The sequence below is a fragment of the Chitinophaga sp. 9-1-y genome (genome assembly GCF_059511905.2).
This window is the reverse complement of the sequence record NZ_CM197955.1, coordinates 1896808-1912236: the sequence shown is the minus strand read 5'-3', so window position 1 is coordinate 1912236 and position 15429 is coordinate 1896808. Positions and strand designations below refer to the sequence as shown.

At 48.0% G+C, this 15429-nt stretch carries 12 protein-coding genes; all 12 read right to left on the bottom strand.

Features of this window, described 5'->3' with window-relative positions; all coding sequences use genetic code 11:
• Window positions 1–8 precede the first annotated feature (8 nt).
• Entirely contained in the window at window positions 9–959 is a 951-nt protein-coding gene (nuoH, locus tag AC5ZC7_RS07545) for an NADH-quinone oxidoreductase subunit NuoH (RefSeq protein WP_496160199.1), read from the bottom strand.
• 4 nt (window positions 960–963) lie between these two features.
• Entirely contained in the window at window positions 964–3657 is a 2694-nt protein-coding gene (gene nuoG, locus AC5ZC7_RS07540) for an NADH-quinone oxidoreductase subunit NuoG (RefSeq protein WP_496160200.1), read from the bottom strand.
• Complete coding sequence (nuoF, locus tag AC5ZC7_RS07535) at window positions 3644–4918, bottom strand: NADH-quinone oxidoreductase subunit NuoF (protein WP_496160201.1); 1275 nt, start codon at window positions 4916–4918, stop codon at window positions 3644–3646. Before nuoF ends, nuoG begins: the two co-directional genes overlap by 14 nt.
• 2 nt (window positions 4919–4920) lie before the next feature.
• The gene (nuoE, locus tag AC5ZC7_RS07530) at window positions 4921–5385 is read right to left on the bottom strand and encodes an NADH-quinone oxidoreductase subunit NuoE (protein WP_496160202.1); all 465 of its coding nucleotides are present in this window, start codon (window positions 5383–5385) and stop codon (window positions 4921–4923) included.
• A gap of 11 nt (window positions 5386–5396) precedes the next feature.
• Window positions 5397–7142, bottom strand: a complete 1746-nt coding sequence (nuoC, locus tag AC5ZC7_RS07525) for an NADH-quinone oxidoreductase subunit C/D (RefSeq protein WP_496160203.1) — start codon at window positions 7140–7142, stop codon at window positions 5397–5399.
• An 85-nt stretch (window positions 7143–7227) separates the two neighbouring features.
• A complete protein-coding gene (locus AC5ZC7_RS07520; protein WP_496160204.1) occupies window positions 7228–7866 on the bottom strand; it encodes an NADH-quinone oxidoreductase subunit NuoB in 639 nt (212 codons plus the stop codon).
• 44 nt (window positions 7867–7910) lie between these two features.
• Window positions 7911–8333: an NADH-quinone oxidoreductase subunit A gene (locus tag AC5ZC7_RS07515; protein ID WP_496160205.1), complete on the bottom strand. Its 423-nt coding sequence runs from the start codon at window positions 8331–8333 to the stop codon at window positions 7911–7913.
• Between the two features lie 315 nt (window positions 8334–8648).
• Window positions 8649–9092: a CBS domain-containing protein gene (locus AC5ZC7_RS07510; protein ID WP_496160206.1), complete on the bottom strand. Its 444-nt coding sequence runs from the start codon at window positions 9090–9092 to the stop codon at window positions 8649–8651.
• A gap of 198 nt (window positions 9093–9290) precedes the next feature.
• Window positions 9291–11105: a beta-galactosidase gene (locus tag AC5ZC7_RS07505; protein ID WP_496160207.1), complete on the bottom strand. Its 1815-nt coding sequence runs from the start codon at window positions 11103–11105 to the stop codon at window positions 9291–9293.
• A gap of 170 nt (window positions 11106–11275) precedes the next feature.
• Window positions 11276–12973, bottom strand: coding sequence for a GMC oxidoreductase (locus tag AC5ZC7_RS07500; RefSeq protein WP_496160208.1), 1698 nt, complete (start codon window positions 12971–12973; stop codon window positions 11276–11278).
• A gap of 83 nt (window positions 12974–13056) precedes the next feature.
• Entirely contained in the window at window positions 13057–14754 is a 1698-nt protein-coding gene (locus AC5ZC7_RS07495; protein ID WP_496160209.1) for a GMC oxidoreductase, read from the bottom strand.
• Between the two features lie 32 nt (window positions 14755–14786).
• The gene (locus tag AC5ZC7_RS07490) at window positions 14787–15362 is read right to left on the bottom strand and encodes a gluconate 2-dehydrogenase subunit 3 family protein (RefSeq protein WP_496160210.1); all 576 of its coding nucleotides are present in this window, start codon (window positions 15360–15362) and stop codon (window positions 14787–14789) included.
• Between the last annotated feature and the right edge of the window lie 67 nt (window positions 15363–15429).

Here is a 15429-nt window from a genome sequence, read left to right as displayed (position 1 = left end):
TGTACATTTTAAGTATTCAACCAAAGTTTAATGGCCGCCGTCACCATCAGGTTCAATATCGACAGCGGAAATAATACCTTCCATCCATACTCCATCAACTGATCATACCGGGGTCGCGGCATAGATGCCCGAAACAGGATAAACATCGCGATGAAGGCAAACGTTTTTATCACAAACCATAATACTGGCGGCAGAAAAGCCGGCCCGAGCCAGCCACCAAAATACAGGGTAACTAACATCCCGGAAATAAGCGTGATACCCAGATACTCTCCAATAAAAAACATTCCGAATTTCATTCCTGAGTATTCCGAGTGAAAGCCTGCTACCAGCTCACTTTCCGCCTCTGGTATATCAAATGGTAACCGGTGTGTTTCGGCAACACCTGCTACGAGAAAAATGAGAAAACCGATGAACTGAGGAACAATAAACCACACTTTCTTCTGCGCTTCCACTATCTCACGCAGATTAAAAGAGCCGCTCAGTACTACTACTCCCATCAGGGCCAACCCCATAAATACTTCATAGCTGATCATCTGTGAAGCTCCGCGCATGGCCCCCAGCAACGCATACTTATTATTGGAAGCCCAACCGCCCAACACCACGCTATATACGCCCAAAGAAGACATGGCCAGGAAAAATAACAGGCCAATATTTAAATCCGCTACAATAATATTTGGTGCAAAAGGCATCACCACAAAGCTCATGAGCACACTAAGCATTACAACTGCCGGTGCAAATACAAACACTACTTTATCCGCAAAAGGAGGAATCCAGTCTTCCTTGAAAAACAGCTTAATAGTATCCGCCAGCACCACCAATAGCCCAAAAGGTCCGGCTCTGTTAGGTCCGTACCGGTCCTGCCACAGCGCGAGCATCCGGCGTTCCACCCAGATCAGGCCAGCCGCCGTATTTAATAGTGCAAAGAGCACCCCTCCTATGATCCACCAAAAGTTTGTCATATCGTTATACTTTTATCAGCTGCGGCGCTTCGGCAATCTGTATGCCCGGCAGACCCACAGGTATACCAGCTACCCCTTGCTGTAAGGTATTGTTAATGATGACCGGCAACGTATAATCGTATCCGTTATCTTTAAAATGCAACAGATGTCCTGAAGCTACTTGTAATTTTTTCGCATCTTCACTGTGCAGCATGATGTAAGGTGTGGGAATACGTTCGGCTATTCCCGGCGTATGACTGCTCAGTTCTTCTGAACCGAAAATATGATACAGGGGTACCAGCAGTAAATGTTCTGCGAGTGGCAGATAGGGTTCCGGGACTTCCGTAAAGAAAGGCGATTGACCGTTACTATTAGCGGCAATCAATCGTTTCCCTCCATTGCCATCATGCAGGGGACCACCAGTTTCCACCTGGAATTTATTCACAGATTGTACAGAGTTCCAACCGGGCGCCCAGAAGAATGGAATCATAGCGGAAGGTGGTTCTCCACGATATCCTTCCATTGTAAAAGAGAGGGCAGTATCCTGGTCTTCCGGCGGCTTGGGTTCACTCACCTGCAAGTTGGCCTGCATAGCCGTACGACCACTATACCGGTGCGGCTCCCGTGGTATTTTCTGTCCGGCCATACGAAAATCAGCTGTTGGCGTAAGTGTTTCTATTCCTGCAAATACCGGATACCTGGCAACCAGGTGTGTAACTAATTCGTCGAAGTGTTGCAGGGCGCCCAGCGTAGCATGCTGCTGGCCGGCGGCTATTTGCAGCAGCCAGCCCCAGCTTTCCCGGACCGCGGTGACAGGTGAAAATACCTGGAAGAAACGTTGCGCACGGCCTTCGTTGTTGACCAGAGTACCATCAGATTCTGCAAACGTGCCGGCGGGTAACAGGATAGTCGCTTTCTCAGCCGTGGCATTATACAGATGATCCAGTAAAATAACATCGTGTACCCTGCTAAAAAAAAGATCGGCCCTGTGCTGATTCAAACGGCGGTACAGGTCATTTTCCAGGATGATCACCGTATCTGCTTCATTATTCAACGCACGGTCTACTGCCGATTCCAGCCGGTGGCCATCCAGCATTTCCAATCCCATACTATTACATTCCGGTACTGTGAAGGTGAGCATGGCATCAATACCCTGGTCATGTAACGCCCAGGCAACGTTGGCGGCAGCTTTTATCACGGCTTCGCTACCGCTGCCATAACCCGCTATAATCAATGGATTTCTGGCAGTTTTCAGTATTCCCGCTATTTCGGCAGCAATGGCTTTCCCTTGCTCTGACATGCCGGTTACTTCCGGCATTTTGCTGCTCAACAGGTGACTAACGCCAAAGCCTATACGTGCTATATTATCAGGTGCGGTATGCCAGGCTCCGCGGGCCAGTTCATCCAGTTTTGTTTCCTGCACATTCAATATGTACAGGGGACCCTTACTATCCTGTACCGCCTCCCGGACCGCTGCATCCTGCCAGGCTGGAATATGTACACTGTTAATGGCTTCGCTTACCGGAATACGGCGGATGGCCTGTCGGACAGAGAGTGCCAGCATAGGCGCTGTATTGGTCACATCTTCGCCCAGGATCAGCACCACATCGGCCGCCGCTGCTTCCTGCAGGGAAGCTGCTCGTACTGGCCCCTGCCGCAAAATTCTGAGGGAAAGGGATACGAGGTCGTGATCTGCTTCCGCAACACCCAGGTAAAAATTATCTTCCCCTACCAACTCTTTCAGTACTGCGTTGGATTCCAATGAAGCGCGGGGTGACCCGATGCCGATAGTTTTACCAGGCTTCATCCGGCTTTGAATATGTTGCAACACAGGGATACCGTTCGCTTGTTCGGCCGGCCCATGATATACCATAGGGGTTTTAATCCGTTGCGGGCTGTTTACAAACTCATAGCCATAGCGACCACGATCACAGAGGAAATAGCCATTCACATCACCATTGAAACGATTGGTAATTTGCCGGATGACGCCATATCTTTCTCCAGCCAGTATATTACAGCCCAGGCCACAGCCCTGACAAACAGAAGGCGCAGAGGTAAGATCCCATTTGCGGGTATAATGTTGTTTGAGTGTTTTATCGGTGAATACGCCTGTGGGGCAAATCTCCGCCAGATTACCACTGAACTCACTTTCCAGGACACCATCCTGCTGACGTCCGAAGTATACGTGATTATGTGCCGCAAATACGTCCAGGTCTTTTCCGCCGGCAAAATCTTTATAGAAACGCACGCAGCGATAACATTGTATGCAGCGGTTCATTTCATGATTAAGGAATGGCCCTAAGTATTGGTTGTTGTATGTTCTTTTTGTGAAATGATAATCGCGGTAAGAATGACCGGTCATGACGGTCATGTCCTGCAGGTGACAGGCGCCTCCTTCATCGCATACAGCGCAGTCATGTGGGTGATTGGTCATCAGCCAGCCGATCACCTGTTCGCGGAATTTTTTGGCGTCTTTATCGTCAACGGACAAACGCAACTGATCCTTTACCGGCTCCATGCACGACATTACAATACGCCCTTTGGTATCCTGTTCGTCTTTAAACACTTTTACAGCGCACTGGCGACAGGCGCCTACCGAACCAAGGGCGGGGTGCCAGCAAAAGTAAGGAAGGTTTAAACCGAGCGACAGGCAAGCTTCCAGCAGGTTCTTGCCTTCCTTTACTTCATAAGGTTTATTATCTATGTTAATGATGGGCATATGGACATTTTTTTTCTTTGATATGTTGCTCAAAGTCTTCCCGGAAATATTTCAGCGCACTTTGCAAAGGTTCCATAGCGCCGGGTGCCAGGGCGCAGAAAGTATTACCGGGACCGAGCAGCCGGGTATGTAGTTCCAGTTGTTCCAGGTCGGCATAGGTGCCGTGACCCTGTTCCAACGCATATAGTATTTTTTCTGTCCAGGGCAGTCCCTCCCTGCAGGGCGTACAGAATCCACAGGATTCCTGTGCAAAGAAGTGTTCCAGGTTATGAACAAAGCCTACCGGACAGGTACGATCATCTAATACTACCATAGTACCGGTACCCAGGCGGCTTCCTGCGGCGGCTACTCCAGCGAAATCCATTTTCACATCCAGGTGGGCATCGGTTAAAAAATCTGTTGAAGCGCCGCCGGGCAGTGCGCCACGAAAGCGATAACCTGCTTTCATGCCACCAGCGTGTTCCTCCAGCAACTCCCGCATTGTAACACCCATAGGTAGTTCCCAGGCACCGGGCTTATTGACCTTACCGCTTACCCCGTATATTTTCGTACCCCCATCGGCGGTATAACTCAATGATTTGAACCATTCGCCGCCGTTGTTCATGATATGCGGTATGTAAGACAGTGTTTCCACATTGTTCACGATGGTCGGCTTGCCGAACAATCCACTTACCTGTGGAAATGGCGGCTTGGCGCGGGGTACAGCGCGTTTACCTTCCAGAGAGTTGAGCAGGGCTGTTTCTTCCCCACACATATATCTGCCTACACCGGTATGCAATTGCATTTCCAGGTGATAGTTTTTTCCGAGGATATTTTTACCCAGATAGCCGGCCGCATAAGCATCTGCAATCGCCTGGCGCATAATATGCGCGGCATCTTTATAGGCCCAGCGCATGAATACAAACGCTTGCGTGGCCTGTATGGCGTAAGCAGAGATGATCATGCCTTCCAGCAATTGATGCGGATTACCTTCCAGCAACCACCGGTCTTTGAAAGTACCCGGCTCCATTTCATCCGCATTGGCGACCAGGTATTTTGGACCGGCTACATTCATGGGTACAAAACTCCATTTCATGCCGGTACTGAAACCGGCGCCTCCTCTACCTTTTAGGTTAGCGTCTTTTACTTTTCCGGTCACTTCCTGCGGTGTTAGTTCCTGCAATACTTTGCGCAGTGCCGTGTAGCCGCCCACGGCCTCGTATTCCTTCAGATGAAGCGTGGCGCCCGAAGCGGGAATATGTTGAGTGAGCGGTCGTTCCATACTTATAAGTATTGATCCAGTATTTGTGAAAGGTCTGTCGCTTTCAGGTCTTTGTAGAGATCATTATCAATCATCAATGCCGGTGCATGATCGCAGGTACCGAGGCAGGCATTTGGCAGCAGGGTAAAGCGTTCATCCGGTGTTGTTTGTCCGAATTTTATCTGCAGCAGCTCCATCAGTTGTTGCTTTATCTCCGTATAGCCCATCACGTAACAGCTGATACTATCGCACAACAAGATCACGTGGCGGCCCACAGGGTGCCTGAAAATCAGGTTGTAAAAAGTAGCCACACTGTCTACCTCTGCGGTGCTCATGTCGAGCAGGCGGGCAATATCAGCCACGCTATCGTCTGATATCCAGCGGCGCTGCTGCTGTACAATTTTCAGGGCTTCAATAACTGCCGCCTTTTTAACCGGCACCAGTTCCAGCTCATGGGTGATTTGTTCTATTTCGATAGCAGAAAGCATATGTTATTCAATTATCGGTCAATGTCTGCGAGTACATAATCCATTCCTCCCAGTATAGAAAGCAAATCGGCCACGGTATATCCCCGGCTGATCAGCGGAATCATCTGCATGTGTGGAAACGAGGGCGTTCGCACCCTGACGCGGTAAGCAGCGGTATTTCCGTCGCTGACCAGGTAGTAGCTGTTCCAACCTTTTGTGGCTTCTGTAGCCACCATCGCCTCACCGGCGGGGATAACGGGTCCCCAGCTAACGTTGAGAAAATGATGTATGAGTGTTTCAATGTCTTGCATCGTGCGGGCTTTCACCGGAGGGGTAGCCAGTGGGTGGTGCGATTTATAATCACCTGCGGGCATATTGGCCACACACTGTTCTATAATGCGCAGGCTTTGTCTCATTTCTTCCACCCGTACTACCGCCCTGTCGTAGCAGTCGCCGTTCTGGGCAACCGGGATTTCAAAAGCGAAATTTTCATACCCTCCGTAGGGTCTTTTCCTGCGCATATCCCATTCCATTCCGCAGGCGCGGAGTCCGGGGCCGGTAACGCCCCAGTCAATAGCTTCTTCCAGGGTATAGATCCCAATACCTTTGGTACGGGCTTTAAACAGGTAATTTTTCATTACCATGTTATCATATTCTCTCAGCTGTTTGGGGAAATAGTTAAGGAAGTTTTTCACCAGTGGTTCCCATCCGTTGGGCAAGTCCTGCGCTACTCCGCCAATACGGAACCAATTGGGGTGCATACGGCCGCCACAGATAGACTCTATGATTTCGAAGATGCGTTCGCGGTCGGTGAACATATAAAATACGGGCGACAACTGTCCCAGATCCTGGGCGAAGGTTCCATACCATACCAGGTGACTTGCAATGCGGAACAGTTCACAAAGCATAATACGGATTACCTGGGCACGTAGCGGAACCTCAATCCCCCCCAATTGTTCCACCGCCAGCAAGTACGACAGGTTATTGTTCACCCCGCCGAGGTAGTCAATACGATCGGTGTAGGGGATATAGGTGTGCCATGACTGGCGTTCGCCCATTTTTTCGGCCCCGCGGTGATGGAAGCCGATGTCTGGTACAGCATCCACAATATCTTCTCCGTTGAGTTGAAGGATAATGCGTAATACCCCATGAGTACCGGGGTGTTGAGGGCCGATGTTGAGGAACATAAAGTCTGAGTCCTCGCTATGGCGTTTTAAGCCCCATTCTTCGGGTTTAAACCGCAGGGCCTCCTGCTCCCTGTCCTGCTTCTCGTCATACAGCTTAAACGGCCCCATTTCCGTGGCGCGTGCGGGATGCTCCTTACGGAGCGGATGCCCCTCCCAGGTGGAAGGCATAAGGATACGTTTTAACAGCGGGTGACCATGGAAGCGGATGCCAAACATATCGTATACCTCACGTTCATACCAGTTGGCGGCCGCCCATATAGGCGTAATGCTGTCCAGTGCCGGGTATTCTCCGTGTAAACCGGCTTTGATACGCAGGAATTCATTTCTGTCAAAGGAAAACAGGGTATAAACAACGGTAAAGTCATAGGGTTTATGCCCGTTTTGTTGCCGTTTACAGGCACGCTCATCGATAGCCGTGAGGTCATAGAGCATGCGGTAAGGCAGTTGTATGTCAGATTTAAGAAACTGCAGTACAGACGCCACGTGTTCGGCAGGCGTCCAAAAAGTAGGCGTCCCATCCTTTGTAGCCTGTGGCAGGAAGGTGATATCACCGAAACGGGTGCTTAATTCCGCTGCAATGCTCGTAGGCATGGCCTATCAGATTTTAAACAATTGAGGTAAAAGTGGCAGCTTCTTCCAACTGGTTATTTCATATATCCGTAACTGTTAGTAAGTATTAAATTTCGTCAGGTGTTTTAAATTGCGTCATCTGCTGTCGTTTGTCACGCAGGGCATCTTTCATGGAAATTTTTTCTGGTCTGACTACGCCTTGTTCTCCAATCACCCAGCTCAGCGGACGTTTTTCTTTACCTACGCTGTCACGCAGCATCACGAGCCCCTGCATAAATGCGTCGGGGCGGGGGGGACAACCGGGTACGTATACATCTACCGGTAAAAATTTATCCACTCCCTGTACTACACTATAGATGTCGTACATTCCTCCGGAATTGGCGCAGGAACCCATGGATATTACCCAGCGTGGTTCCATCATCTGCTCATATAAACGCTGGATGACGGGCGCCATTTTAATGAATACTGTACCGGCAATGATCATGACATCCGCTTCGCGTGGGGTGCCTCTGATGACTTCTGCACCGAAGCGGGCTACATCATATTTGGGGGTCATTGCCGTTGCCATTTCAACAAAACAACAGGAAAGGCCGAAGTGGAAAGGCCAAAGCGAATTTTTCCGCCCCCAGGCAAGGAGGCTTTCCACCGAAGTAAGCATTACACTTTGCTGGATAACTTCTTCCATAGAAGTATTGCCGGAAACTTTGCCCGTTATATCATTTGCATTGGTTAACCACCATTTCATAAATGAGTTGATTATGCGTGATTCATAAAATCAACATCCTGTTGTTACGTAAGTGCCTTTGGTGTTGGAGTCTTAATATCCGTGTAACCGTTAACGTTAGCGGCTTTTTTCTTTTGCAGTTTTTTATAGGCGCGTAATATTTTCTTCCCATCGGGCCCGAAGTCCAATGCGCCGTTACGCCATTCGTAAATCAGTACAGCCAGTAATATGAAGATAAAAACTGTTACGCCCAGAAAGCCAGCCCAGCCTACTTCTTTGTAGGCAATTGCCCAGGAAATAATCAATACTGTTTCAATGTCAAAGATGACGAAAAGCATTGCTACCAAATAAAATTGAGAAGGGAACCTAAGTCGGGCGGAGCCGGTGGAGATAATACCGGACTCATATGCCTCGCCAGTTGCGCGGTCTTTATGGCGTTGGCCTAATACATAAGATAGTCCCAGTATGGTACAAATCAGTACCAACACAATAGCACCATATGCTAAAAATGGCCAAATGGGGGTGTTGTCAGAAACAGCGCTTTTCAAAGTGTTCGCCCTCCGAGCGATTTACTTAAAAGTCCGCTATGCCAGTCTGTTAAAAAAACCAGTAGTCTGCTTTCCAATCTACTGAAACAATGCTATCAGGTATCTGTATATACGTCTGTAAACCGCTTCATTCAAAGAGGGATACCGAACCGGGTCCGGTTTCATAACGTTGTCATCCGCATTACGGTAAAGACTATATGAAATTGAAGTTACAAAAATTAGTGCGAATCTGCAAAACTGTTTCCACTGCGGAAATCAGGTATGCGTGCCCGTAATATAACATTCCAGGCTGGTAATGATATATCGTTGGTCATCTATTATGAATTTCACCACATCACCAATAGAGATCAAACCAATTAATCTGCTTTGTGCGTCTACTACTGGCAGGTGACGAATTCTTTTATCAGTCATCAACGCCATACAGTCTTCGATGGAATCGTCTTCCAATACTGTAATGGGGCGTTCTGTCATGATTTCACGGATCAGGGTTTCTTTGGAGGCTCGTCCTTTCAGAATAACTCTGCGGGCGTAGTCCCGTTCTGAAAAAATTCCCAGGAAGCGATCCTGACTATCTACCACTGTAAGTGCCCCTACGTTACGGTCCACCAACATTTGAAGGGCTTCAAAAACAGTGCTGTCCGGGTTTACTGAGTATACTGCATGACCTTTAGCCTGCAGGATATTACGTACCTTTCCCATGGCAAGCTTTTTAAGAAAGTAAATAAATGAAAAACCACCATTTCTAAGTTACAAATTTTCACTGTCAAAAGCAAAGCGGTGAAAATATTTGTTTTGTGTACAATCAACACAAAGGATACATAAAAGGGGAAAGCGATGGAGGCGATTGACCTGTCAATCGCCTCCATCGCTTCCCCCTTTTGCTGTTAGCTTTCTGCTTTACAGGGTTGCGGCGCCTGATACCGGCGCAGCTGTTTCCTGGTGTAAATCGAATACTACAATTTCATTGGCACCTTTCTTCAGCCAGGGAGCAGGGCAGTACAGTCTTTTTTGTGGTCCTATTTCCCAAAAACGGCCCAGGTTATGACCATTTACCCATACGATCCCTTTTTTATAGGCAGACATATCAATATAAGTATCCCCGGTTTTATTGAGGTTAAAGCTGCCTTTGAAGAACTGTCCTGGTTTAGTGGTATTATTGGCAGAAGCGCTGAGGTCTTCCACAAATTTTTCTGTCATCGGTAAACCATATACGTCCCAGTTCATCAGTGTCATCCCGTTGAGGACTACACGATCCGTGATACCTTTGCGATCAATAAGGGCATCAGCGAAGTTGATGCGGCCCATTCCTTCTACCAGGATTTCCAGTACCGGGTTGGGTACCTCGCTTACCGGGATATCAATGGTTTTTTCTCCCAAACGACGATCCAGTTTACCTACATATTTTCCGTTGATGAACACCGTAGCATAATCATGCAGGTCCTTAATAGTGAGTTTACCACTCTTATGGCCAATCAGTGTGGTTTTATACAACATAAAGCCATAATCCTGTCCGAAAGCTTCAAACGGTTTAGGTTGCGGTGTATGCGTAGCTGCCGGCAAATGATCCCATACAGAAGTAAATGCGCTAAGCTGGAATTCCGGGATGGTAATAGTTGGAATAGGTGCCGGGATAGCCGGTAATTTTTTACCCTTCGGGAGATAGGTACCTAGCAGTTGACGCAAAGCCTGGTACTTGGGTGTCGCGGCTCCCTGCTCGTTAACAGGTGCATCATAATCGTAGCTGGTTACATCAGGCTCATAACCACCTTTGCCACCGGAATTAGCCCCGGCAGTATAACCGAAGTTGGTGCCACCGTGAATCACATACAAATTAAAAGAGCGTTTGGTATCCATGAGGAATTTTACTTCTTTGGAAATACCTTCAATGCCCGGGCGCTGCCATTGTTCTCCCCAATGGGTTAACCAACCCGGATAAGATTCACTGCTGAATGCAGGAACATTAGGGTTCTGTTTTTTAGCTGCGGCGAAATCCTCTTCAGAACCGCCGGAATCCAGTCCAATGGCGGCACCTTCTACTCCACCTGCTTCCAGCATGTAAGCAGTAGCGCCATCTGCCGTGTAAAACGGTACGTTGATACCATTTTTCACCCACATCTCTTTCAAAGTATTCAGGTAGTCTTTATCGTTACCATAACTACCGTATTCATTTTCTATCTGCACCATTACAACCGGGCCGCCGTTAGTCACCAGCAAAGGTTTTATTTCCTGCGACAGGCGATCTACGTAGGTACGTACCGCCGCAATATAACGGGGATCCATACAACGTACTTTAATATCCGGTGTTTGCAACAGATAAGGTGGCAGGCCGCCAAATTCCCACTCCGCACATACGTAAGGACCCGGACGGAGTAATACCCACATTCCTTCTTCCTGTGCTATTTTGATAAATTCCGCAATATTGTGATTACCACTGCTGAAATCAAATTGTCCTTTTACCGGTTCATGATAGTTCCAGAACACATAAGCTGCAATGGTATTACAGCCCATGGCTTTCGCCATCTGAATGCGGTGACGCCAGTATTCATGGGGAATACGTGCAGGATGCATTTCACCACTAATCATCTGGAATGGTTTACCATCCAGCATGAAATCAGTTTTACTCAAGGCAAAGGAATGTTTGCTTTGCGCCTGTACAGCCTGTCCCATCCAGCAAGACAGCGCCAGCATGCCGCTTAAAATTACTTTCTTCATTGTTCAAATAATAAGTTGCAGATAAGCGTACAAAATACGCGAAAAAAAGCAGAAAGCAAAAAGGATAAAGCAAAAAGCTATTGTAGCGAATGATCAAAGCGTAATATTTGCAATGATCATTCGCTACAATAGCTTTTTGCTTTATCCTTTTTGCTTTCTGCTTTCCACTTCTAAATATTCCCTTTCTTTAGTTCTTTAACGGCATGATCACATGCCCTGGCGGTAAGCGCCATATAGGTGATAGAAGGATTTACGCAAGAGGAGGAAGTCATGCAGGCACCATCGGTGACAAATACATTCTTTGCAGCATGTACCTGGTTAAAACCATTCAGCACCGATGTTTTAGGATCCTTACCCATGCGGGCGGTGCCCATTTCGTGAATGCAGTGTCCCGGAGGCGGTGCCTCATCGTAACCATGCACATTCTTTAATCCGGCGGCTTCCAGCATTTCTATGGCACTCGCCTGCATATCTTTACGCATGGCCATTTCATTGGCCTTAAACTCACAGTCGATGTCTAATGTTGGTAATCCGTACTTATCTTTCTTGGTTTTGTTCATGGTTACCTTATTCTCAAAATAAGGCAGGTGTTCACCCCAGGAGCCAATGCCCAGGCCCCATTTACCCGGCTCTGTTTGGGCCGCTTTCAGTTGTACGCCAATACCTTCCCAGCTGGCACCTCTGTCTCTGCCAGCACCGCCCTGGTAGCCGAATCCACGTACGTAGTCGGTACGCATGGTTTTGGCGTTAGTATTACGGAAACGCGGAATATAGATCCCGTTAGGCCGGCGGCCACTGTTGTAATATTGATCCTCAAAACCGTCAAAACTGCCACCAGCGCCTACGCCGAAGTGGTGATCCATCAGGTTATGTCCCAGCTGTCCGCTGTCATTTCCAAAACCATTCGGGAACCGGTCAGATACGGAATTCATCATAATCCAGCTGGTACCAAGTGTAGAGGCATTCAGGAAAATGATATTTGCATAATATTCTACGGTTTGTAAGGTATGCGAATCCATTACTCTTACACCGGTTGCTTTGCTTTTATCTTTGTCGTATAATACTTCCAACACAATAGAATCCGGGCGCAGCGTCATGTTGCCGGTAGCCGCGGCAGCTGGCAATGTAACGCCGTTGCTGCTGAAGTAGCCGGTAAACGGACAACCACGGGCGCAGAGATTACGGAACTGGCAGGGACCACGATCTTTCAATCCTTTGGTCAGGTGTGCTGCACGGCCAATGGTGACGATACGGTCGTTGTATTTTTCCTTTACCCTTGCTGCCACATGCTTTTCCAGGCAGTTCATTTCCATGGGTGGCAGGAAATAGCCATCCGGCAATTGTGGGAGTCCTTCTGCTTGTCCACTTACCCCAATATACTTTTCCACGTATTCATACCAGGGCGCAATGTCTTTATAACGGATAGGCCAATCCACGCCGTGACCGTCTTTTCCGTTGGCGGTGAAATCGAGATCGCTCCAACGGTACACCTGGCGGCCCCACATGAGAGAACGGCCACCTACCTGATAGCCACGCAGCCAGTTAAAAGGTTTTACTTCATTATAAGGATTCTCTTTATCATTTACCCAGTATTGTTGGGTAGCTTCATCAAAAGCATAGCAGCGGCTCTGGATCGGGTGTTTGTCCCGCATCTCGTTGGTAGTATTGAGATGATGTGCAAATTCCCAGGGCGCTTTGAGGGCCGTAGTGTAGTCTTTGATATGTTCAACGTTCCGGCCTCTTTCCAGTACCAGGGTTTTCAAACCTTTTTCACTCAGCTCTTTCGCTGCCCATCCGCCACTGATACCGGATCCCACCACAATAGCATCGTATGTATTTTCTTTTTGCGCCTTTATATTCAGGTTCATATCACGAAGTGTTATAAGTGATTAGCGGCCAGGGCATAGCTTTTCCTTCAAAAGCTATCTCCTGACCGCTAAGTACTATGGTGTTAAATATTGCCTTTCTTTAATTCTTTCACTGCATAATCTACCGCACGGGCTGTCATGGCCATATACGTGAGGGAAGGATTTACGCAGGAAGCTGAAGTCATGAAAGAACCATCGGTTACGAAAACGTTTTTCACTGCATGCATCTGGTTAAATCCATTGAGCATAGAGGTTTTCGGATCACGTCCCATACGGGCGGTACCCATTTCATGGATGGCCATACCTGGATAAGAACCGTTGTCGTATGTTTTCACGTTTTTGATACCGGCTGCTTCCAGCATTTCTGCGGCATCATTCATCATGTCTACGCGCATCTTCTTCTCGTTCTCCTTGAATTCTGCGTCGAATTTCAGGACTGGCTGGCCCCATGCGTCTTTCACGGAGTTATCCAACGTTACTTTGTTATCTTCATAAGGTAAGCATTCGCCGAAACCACCCAAACCAATGCCCCATTTACCGGGCTCGGTAAGCATTTCTTTGAAGTCTTTTCCTACGCCCATTTCGGCAATACCCCTACTCCATCCGGAACGGCTGGCGCCGCCCTGGTAGCCAAATCCGCGGATGTAATCGCGTTTGTCGCTGCCAATGTTGCGGTAACGTGGTACGTAGATGCCGTTTGCACGGCGACCGAAATAATATTTATCATCATACCCTTCTGCGGTGCCGGAGGCGCCGTTGCGGAAGTGGTGATCCATCAGGTATTTACCGAGTACGCCACTATCATTTCCTAATCCGTTGGGGAAGCGGGAAGATACAGAGTTCATCATCACAAAGGTGGAACCCAGTGTAGATCCGTTGATGAAGATGATTTTAGCGTAATATTCCACCATTTGTTTGGTGTGCTTGTCGATTACTTTTACACCGGTCGCTTTACCTGCTTTTTCATCGTAGATCACGGAGTTTACGATGGAATCCGGACGCAGCGTGAGGTTGCCGGTAGCTCTGGCAGCAGGCAGTGTAGAAGATTGCGTGCTGAAGTAAGCACCAAACGGACATCCACGGCTGCAAAGGTTGCGGTACTGGCATTTCTCACGGCCAGGTAATGGTTGTGTGATGTTAGCCACACGTCCCATGGTGATGATACGGCCTTTGAATTTTCCTTCCACCGCTGTTTTGACATCTTTTTCCACGCAGTTCATTTCCATGGCGGGCATAAAGTGACCATCGGGGAGCTGTGGCAATCCTTCACGGGTGCCACTGATACCAGCAAATTTTTCTACGTAATCGTACCAGGGAGCAATATCCTTATAGCGGATAGGCCAGTCTACTGCGATACCATCTTTCAGGTTGGCTTCAAAATCAATATCGCTGAGGCGGTACGACTGGCGGCCCCACATAATGGATTTACCACCCACGATGTCCGGACGATACCAGTCAAAGCGTTTTACTTCGTTATAAGGACTTTCTGAATCATTGATCCAGTATTTTTCGTTGTGTTCTGAGTAAGGGTAGTCGCGGCTCAGCTTAGGATGTGTTTCGCGCTGATCAACGGTGATACGTCCACGGTGTTTGAATTTCCAGGGGTCCTCCATGGCAGTATCATAGTCTTTCACATGCTCCAGTGGTTTACCACGATCGAGCATCAATACTTTGAGTCCTTTTTCGGTCAGCTCTTTGGCTGCCCAGCCACCACTCACACCTGAGCCAATCACAATGGCATCATAGGTGTGCTCGTCCTGTGCTTTTATATTCAGGTTCATGTAAGATCAGATTTAAGCTTAAAAAAGAAGGATTATACAGCCCAGGCTTTTTCTCCTTTGGTGTAAGGAATACAGCCTTCGTACTTACCTGGAATCGGTACATAGCGCAGTGCTTTGGTACAGCCTGCCTCTGACGTGAAATAGCCCAGCAGGGTTAATTCTTTCAGGTACTGGAAGTAGTGGGTAGGATCTCCTTCTTTTTTGTTAGGACGCTTGTTGTAGTTCACGCGTTCTTCTTCAATCGCTGTGAGCAGTTTGGTACGTTGCTCAGGGGTGATCTCCATGAAACTTTTCTTGAATTCTTTGTTGCTGGCAGCGTCAATTTTCACCAAGCCGTCGAGGAATACCTGCTGGTCTTCCTTTTTATAGCAGTCATTCATCATGGTAATAATGAATTCCTCTACTTTGGCATCTTTGGCGCCAGGGGTATCGGTTCTGGGGATGATGGTATCTGCTATTTCCGCCAGGATTGCTTTGGTTTCCGGCTTTTGCAAATCATAGTTTTTCGGAGCGGAGCCTGTACAACTTTCTAAGGCTGATAACGTGGAAGCGGAAATGGCGGTGCCCAACAAAATCGCCACATTCCTGATTGCGTCTCTTCTGTGCATACTGGTAAATTGATTTGACCTTCGAACAAGTTGGAAAAAAAATCGCTAAAATCCAAATTAATATGGG

Excerpts from the sequence above, each read along its gene's own strand:
- AC5ZC7_RS07495 (WP_496160209.1), bottom strand. The coding sequence starts at position 14,754 with ATGAACCTGAATATAAAAGCACAGGACGAGCACACCTATGATGCCATT.
- nuoE (WP_496160202.1), bottom strand. The coding sequence starts at position 5,385 with ATGCTTTCTGCTATCGAAATAGAACAAATCACCCATGAGCTGGAACTG.
- AC5ZC7_RS07510 (WP_496160206.1), bottom strand. The coding sequence starts at position 9,092 with ATGGGAAAGGTACGTAATATCCTGCAGGCTAAAGGTCATGCAGTATAC.
- AC5ZC7_RS07505 (WP_496160207.1), bottom strand. The coding sequence starts at position 11,105 with ATGAAGAAAGTAATTTTAAGCGGCATGCTGGCGCTGTCTTGCTGGATG.
- AC5ZC7_RS07520 (WP_496160204.1), bottom strand. The coding sequence starts at position 7,866 with ATGAAATGGTGGTTAACCAATGCAAATGATATAACGGGCAAAGTTTCC.
- nuoC (WP_496160203.1), bottom strand. The coding sequence starts at position 7,142 with ATGCCTACGAGCATTGCAGCGGAATTAAGCACCCGTTTCGGTGATATC.
- AC5ZC7_RS07490 (WP_496160210.1), bottom strand. The coding sequence starts at position 15,362 with ATGCACAGAAGAGACGCAATCAGGAATGTGGCGATTTTGTTGGGCACC.
- nuoF (WP_496160201.1), bottom strand. The coding sequence starts at position 4,918 with ATGGAACGACCGCTCACTCAACATATTCCCGCTTCGGGCGCCACGCTT.
- nuoG (WP_496160200.1), bottom strand. The coding sequence starts at position 3,657 with ATGCCCATCATTAACATAGATAATAAACCTTATGAAGTAAAGGAAGGC.
- AC5ZC7_RS07500 (WP_496160208.1), bottom strand. The coding sequence starts at position 12,973 with ATGAACCTGAATATAAAGGCGCAAAAAGAAAATACATACGATGCTATT.
- nuoH (WP_496160199.1), bottom strand. The coding sequence starts at position 959 with ATGACAAACTTTTGGTGGATCATAGGAGGGGTGCTCTTTGCACTATTA.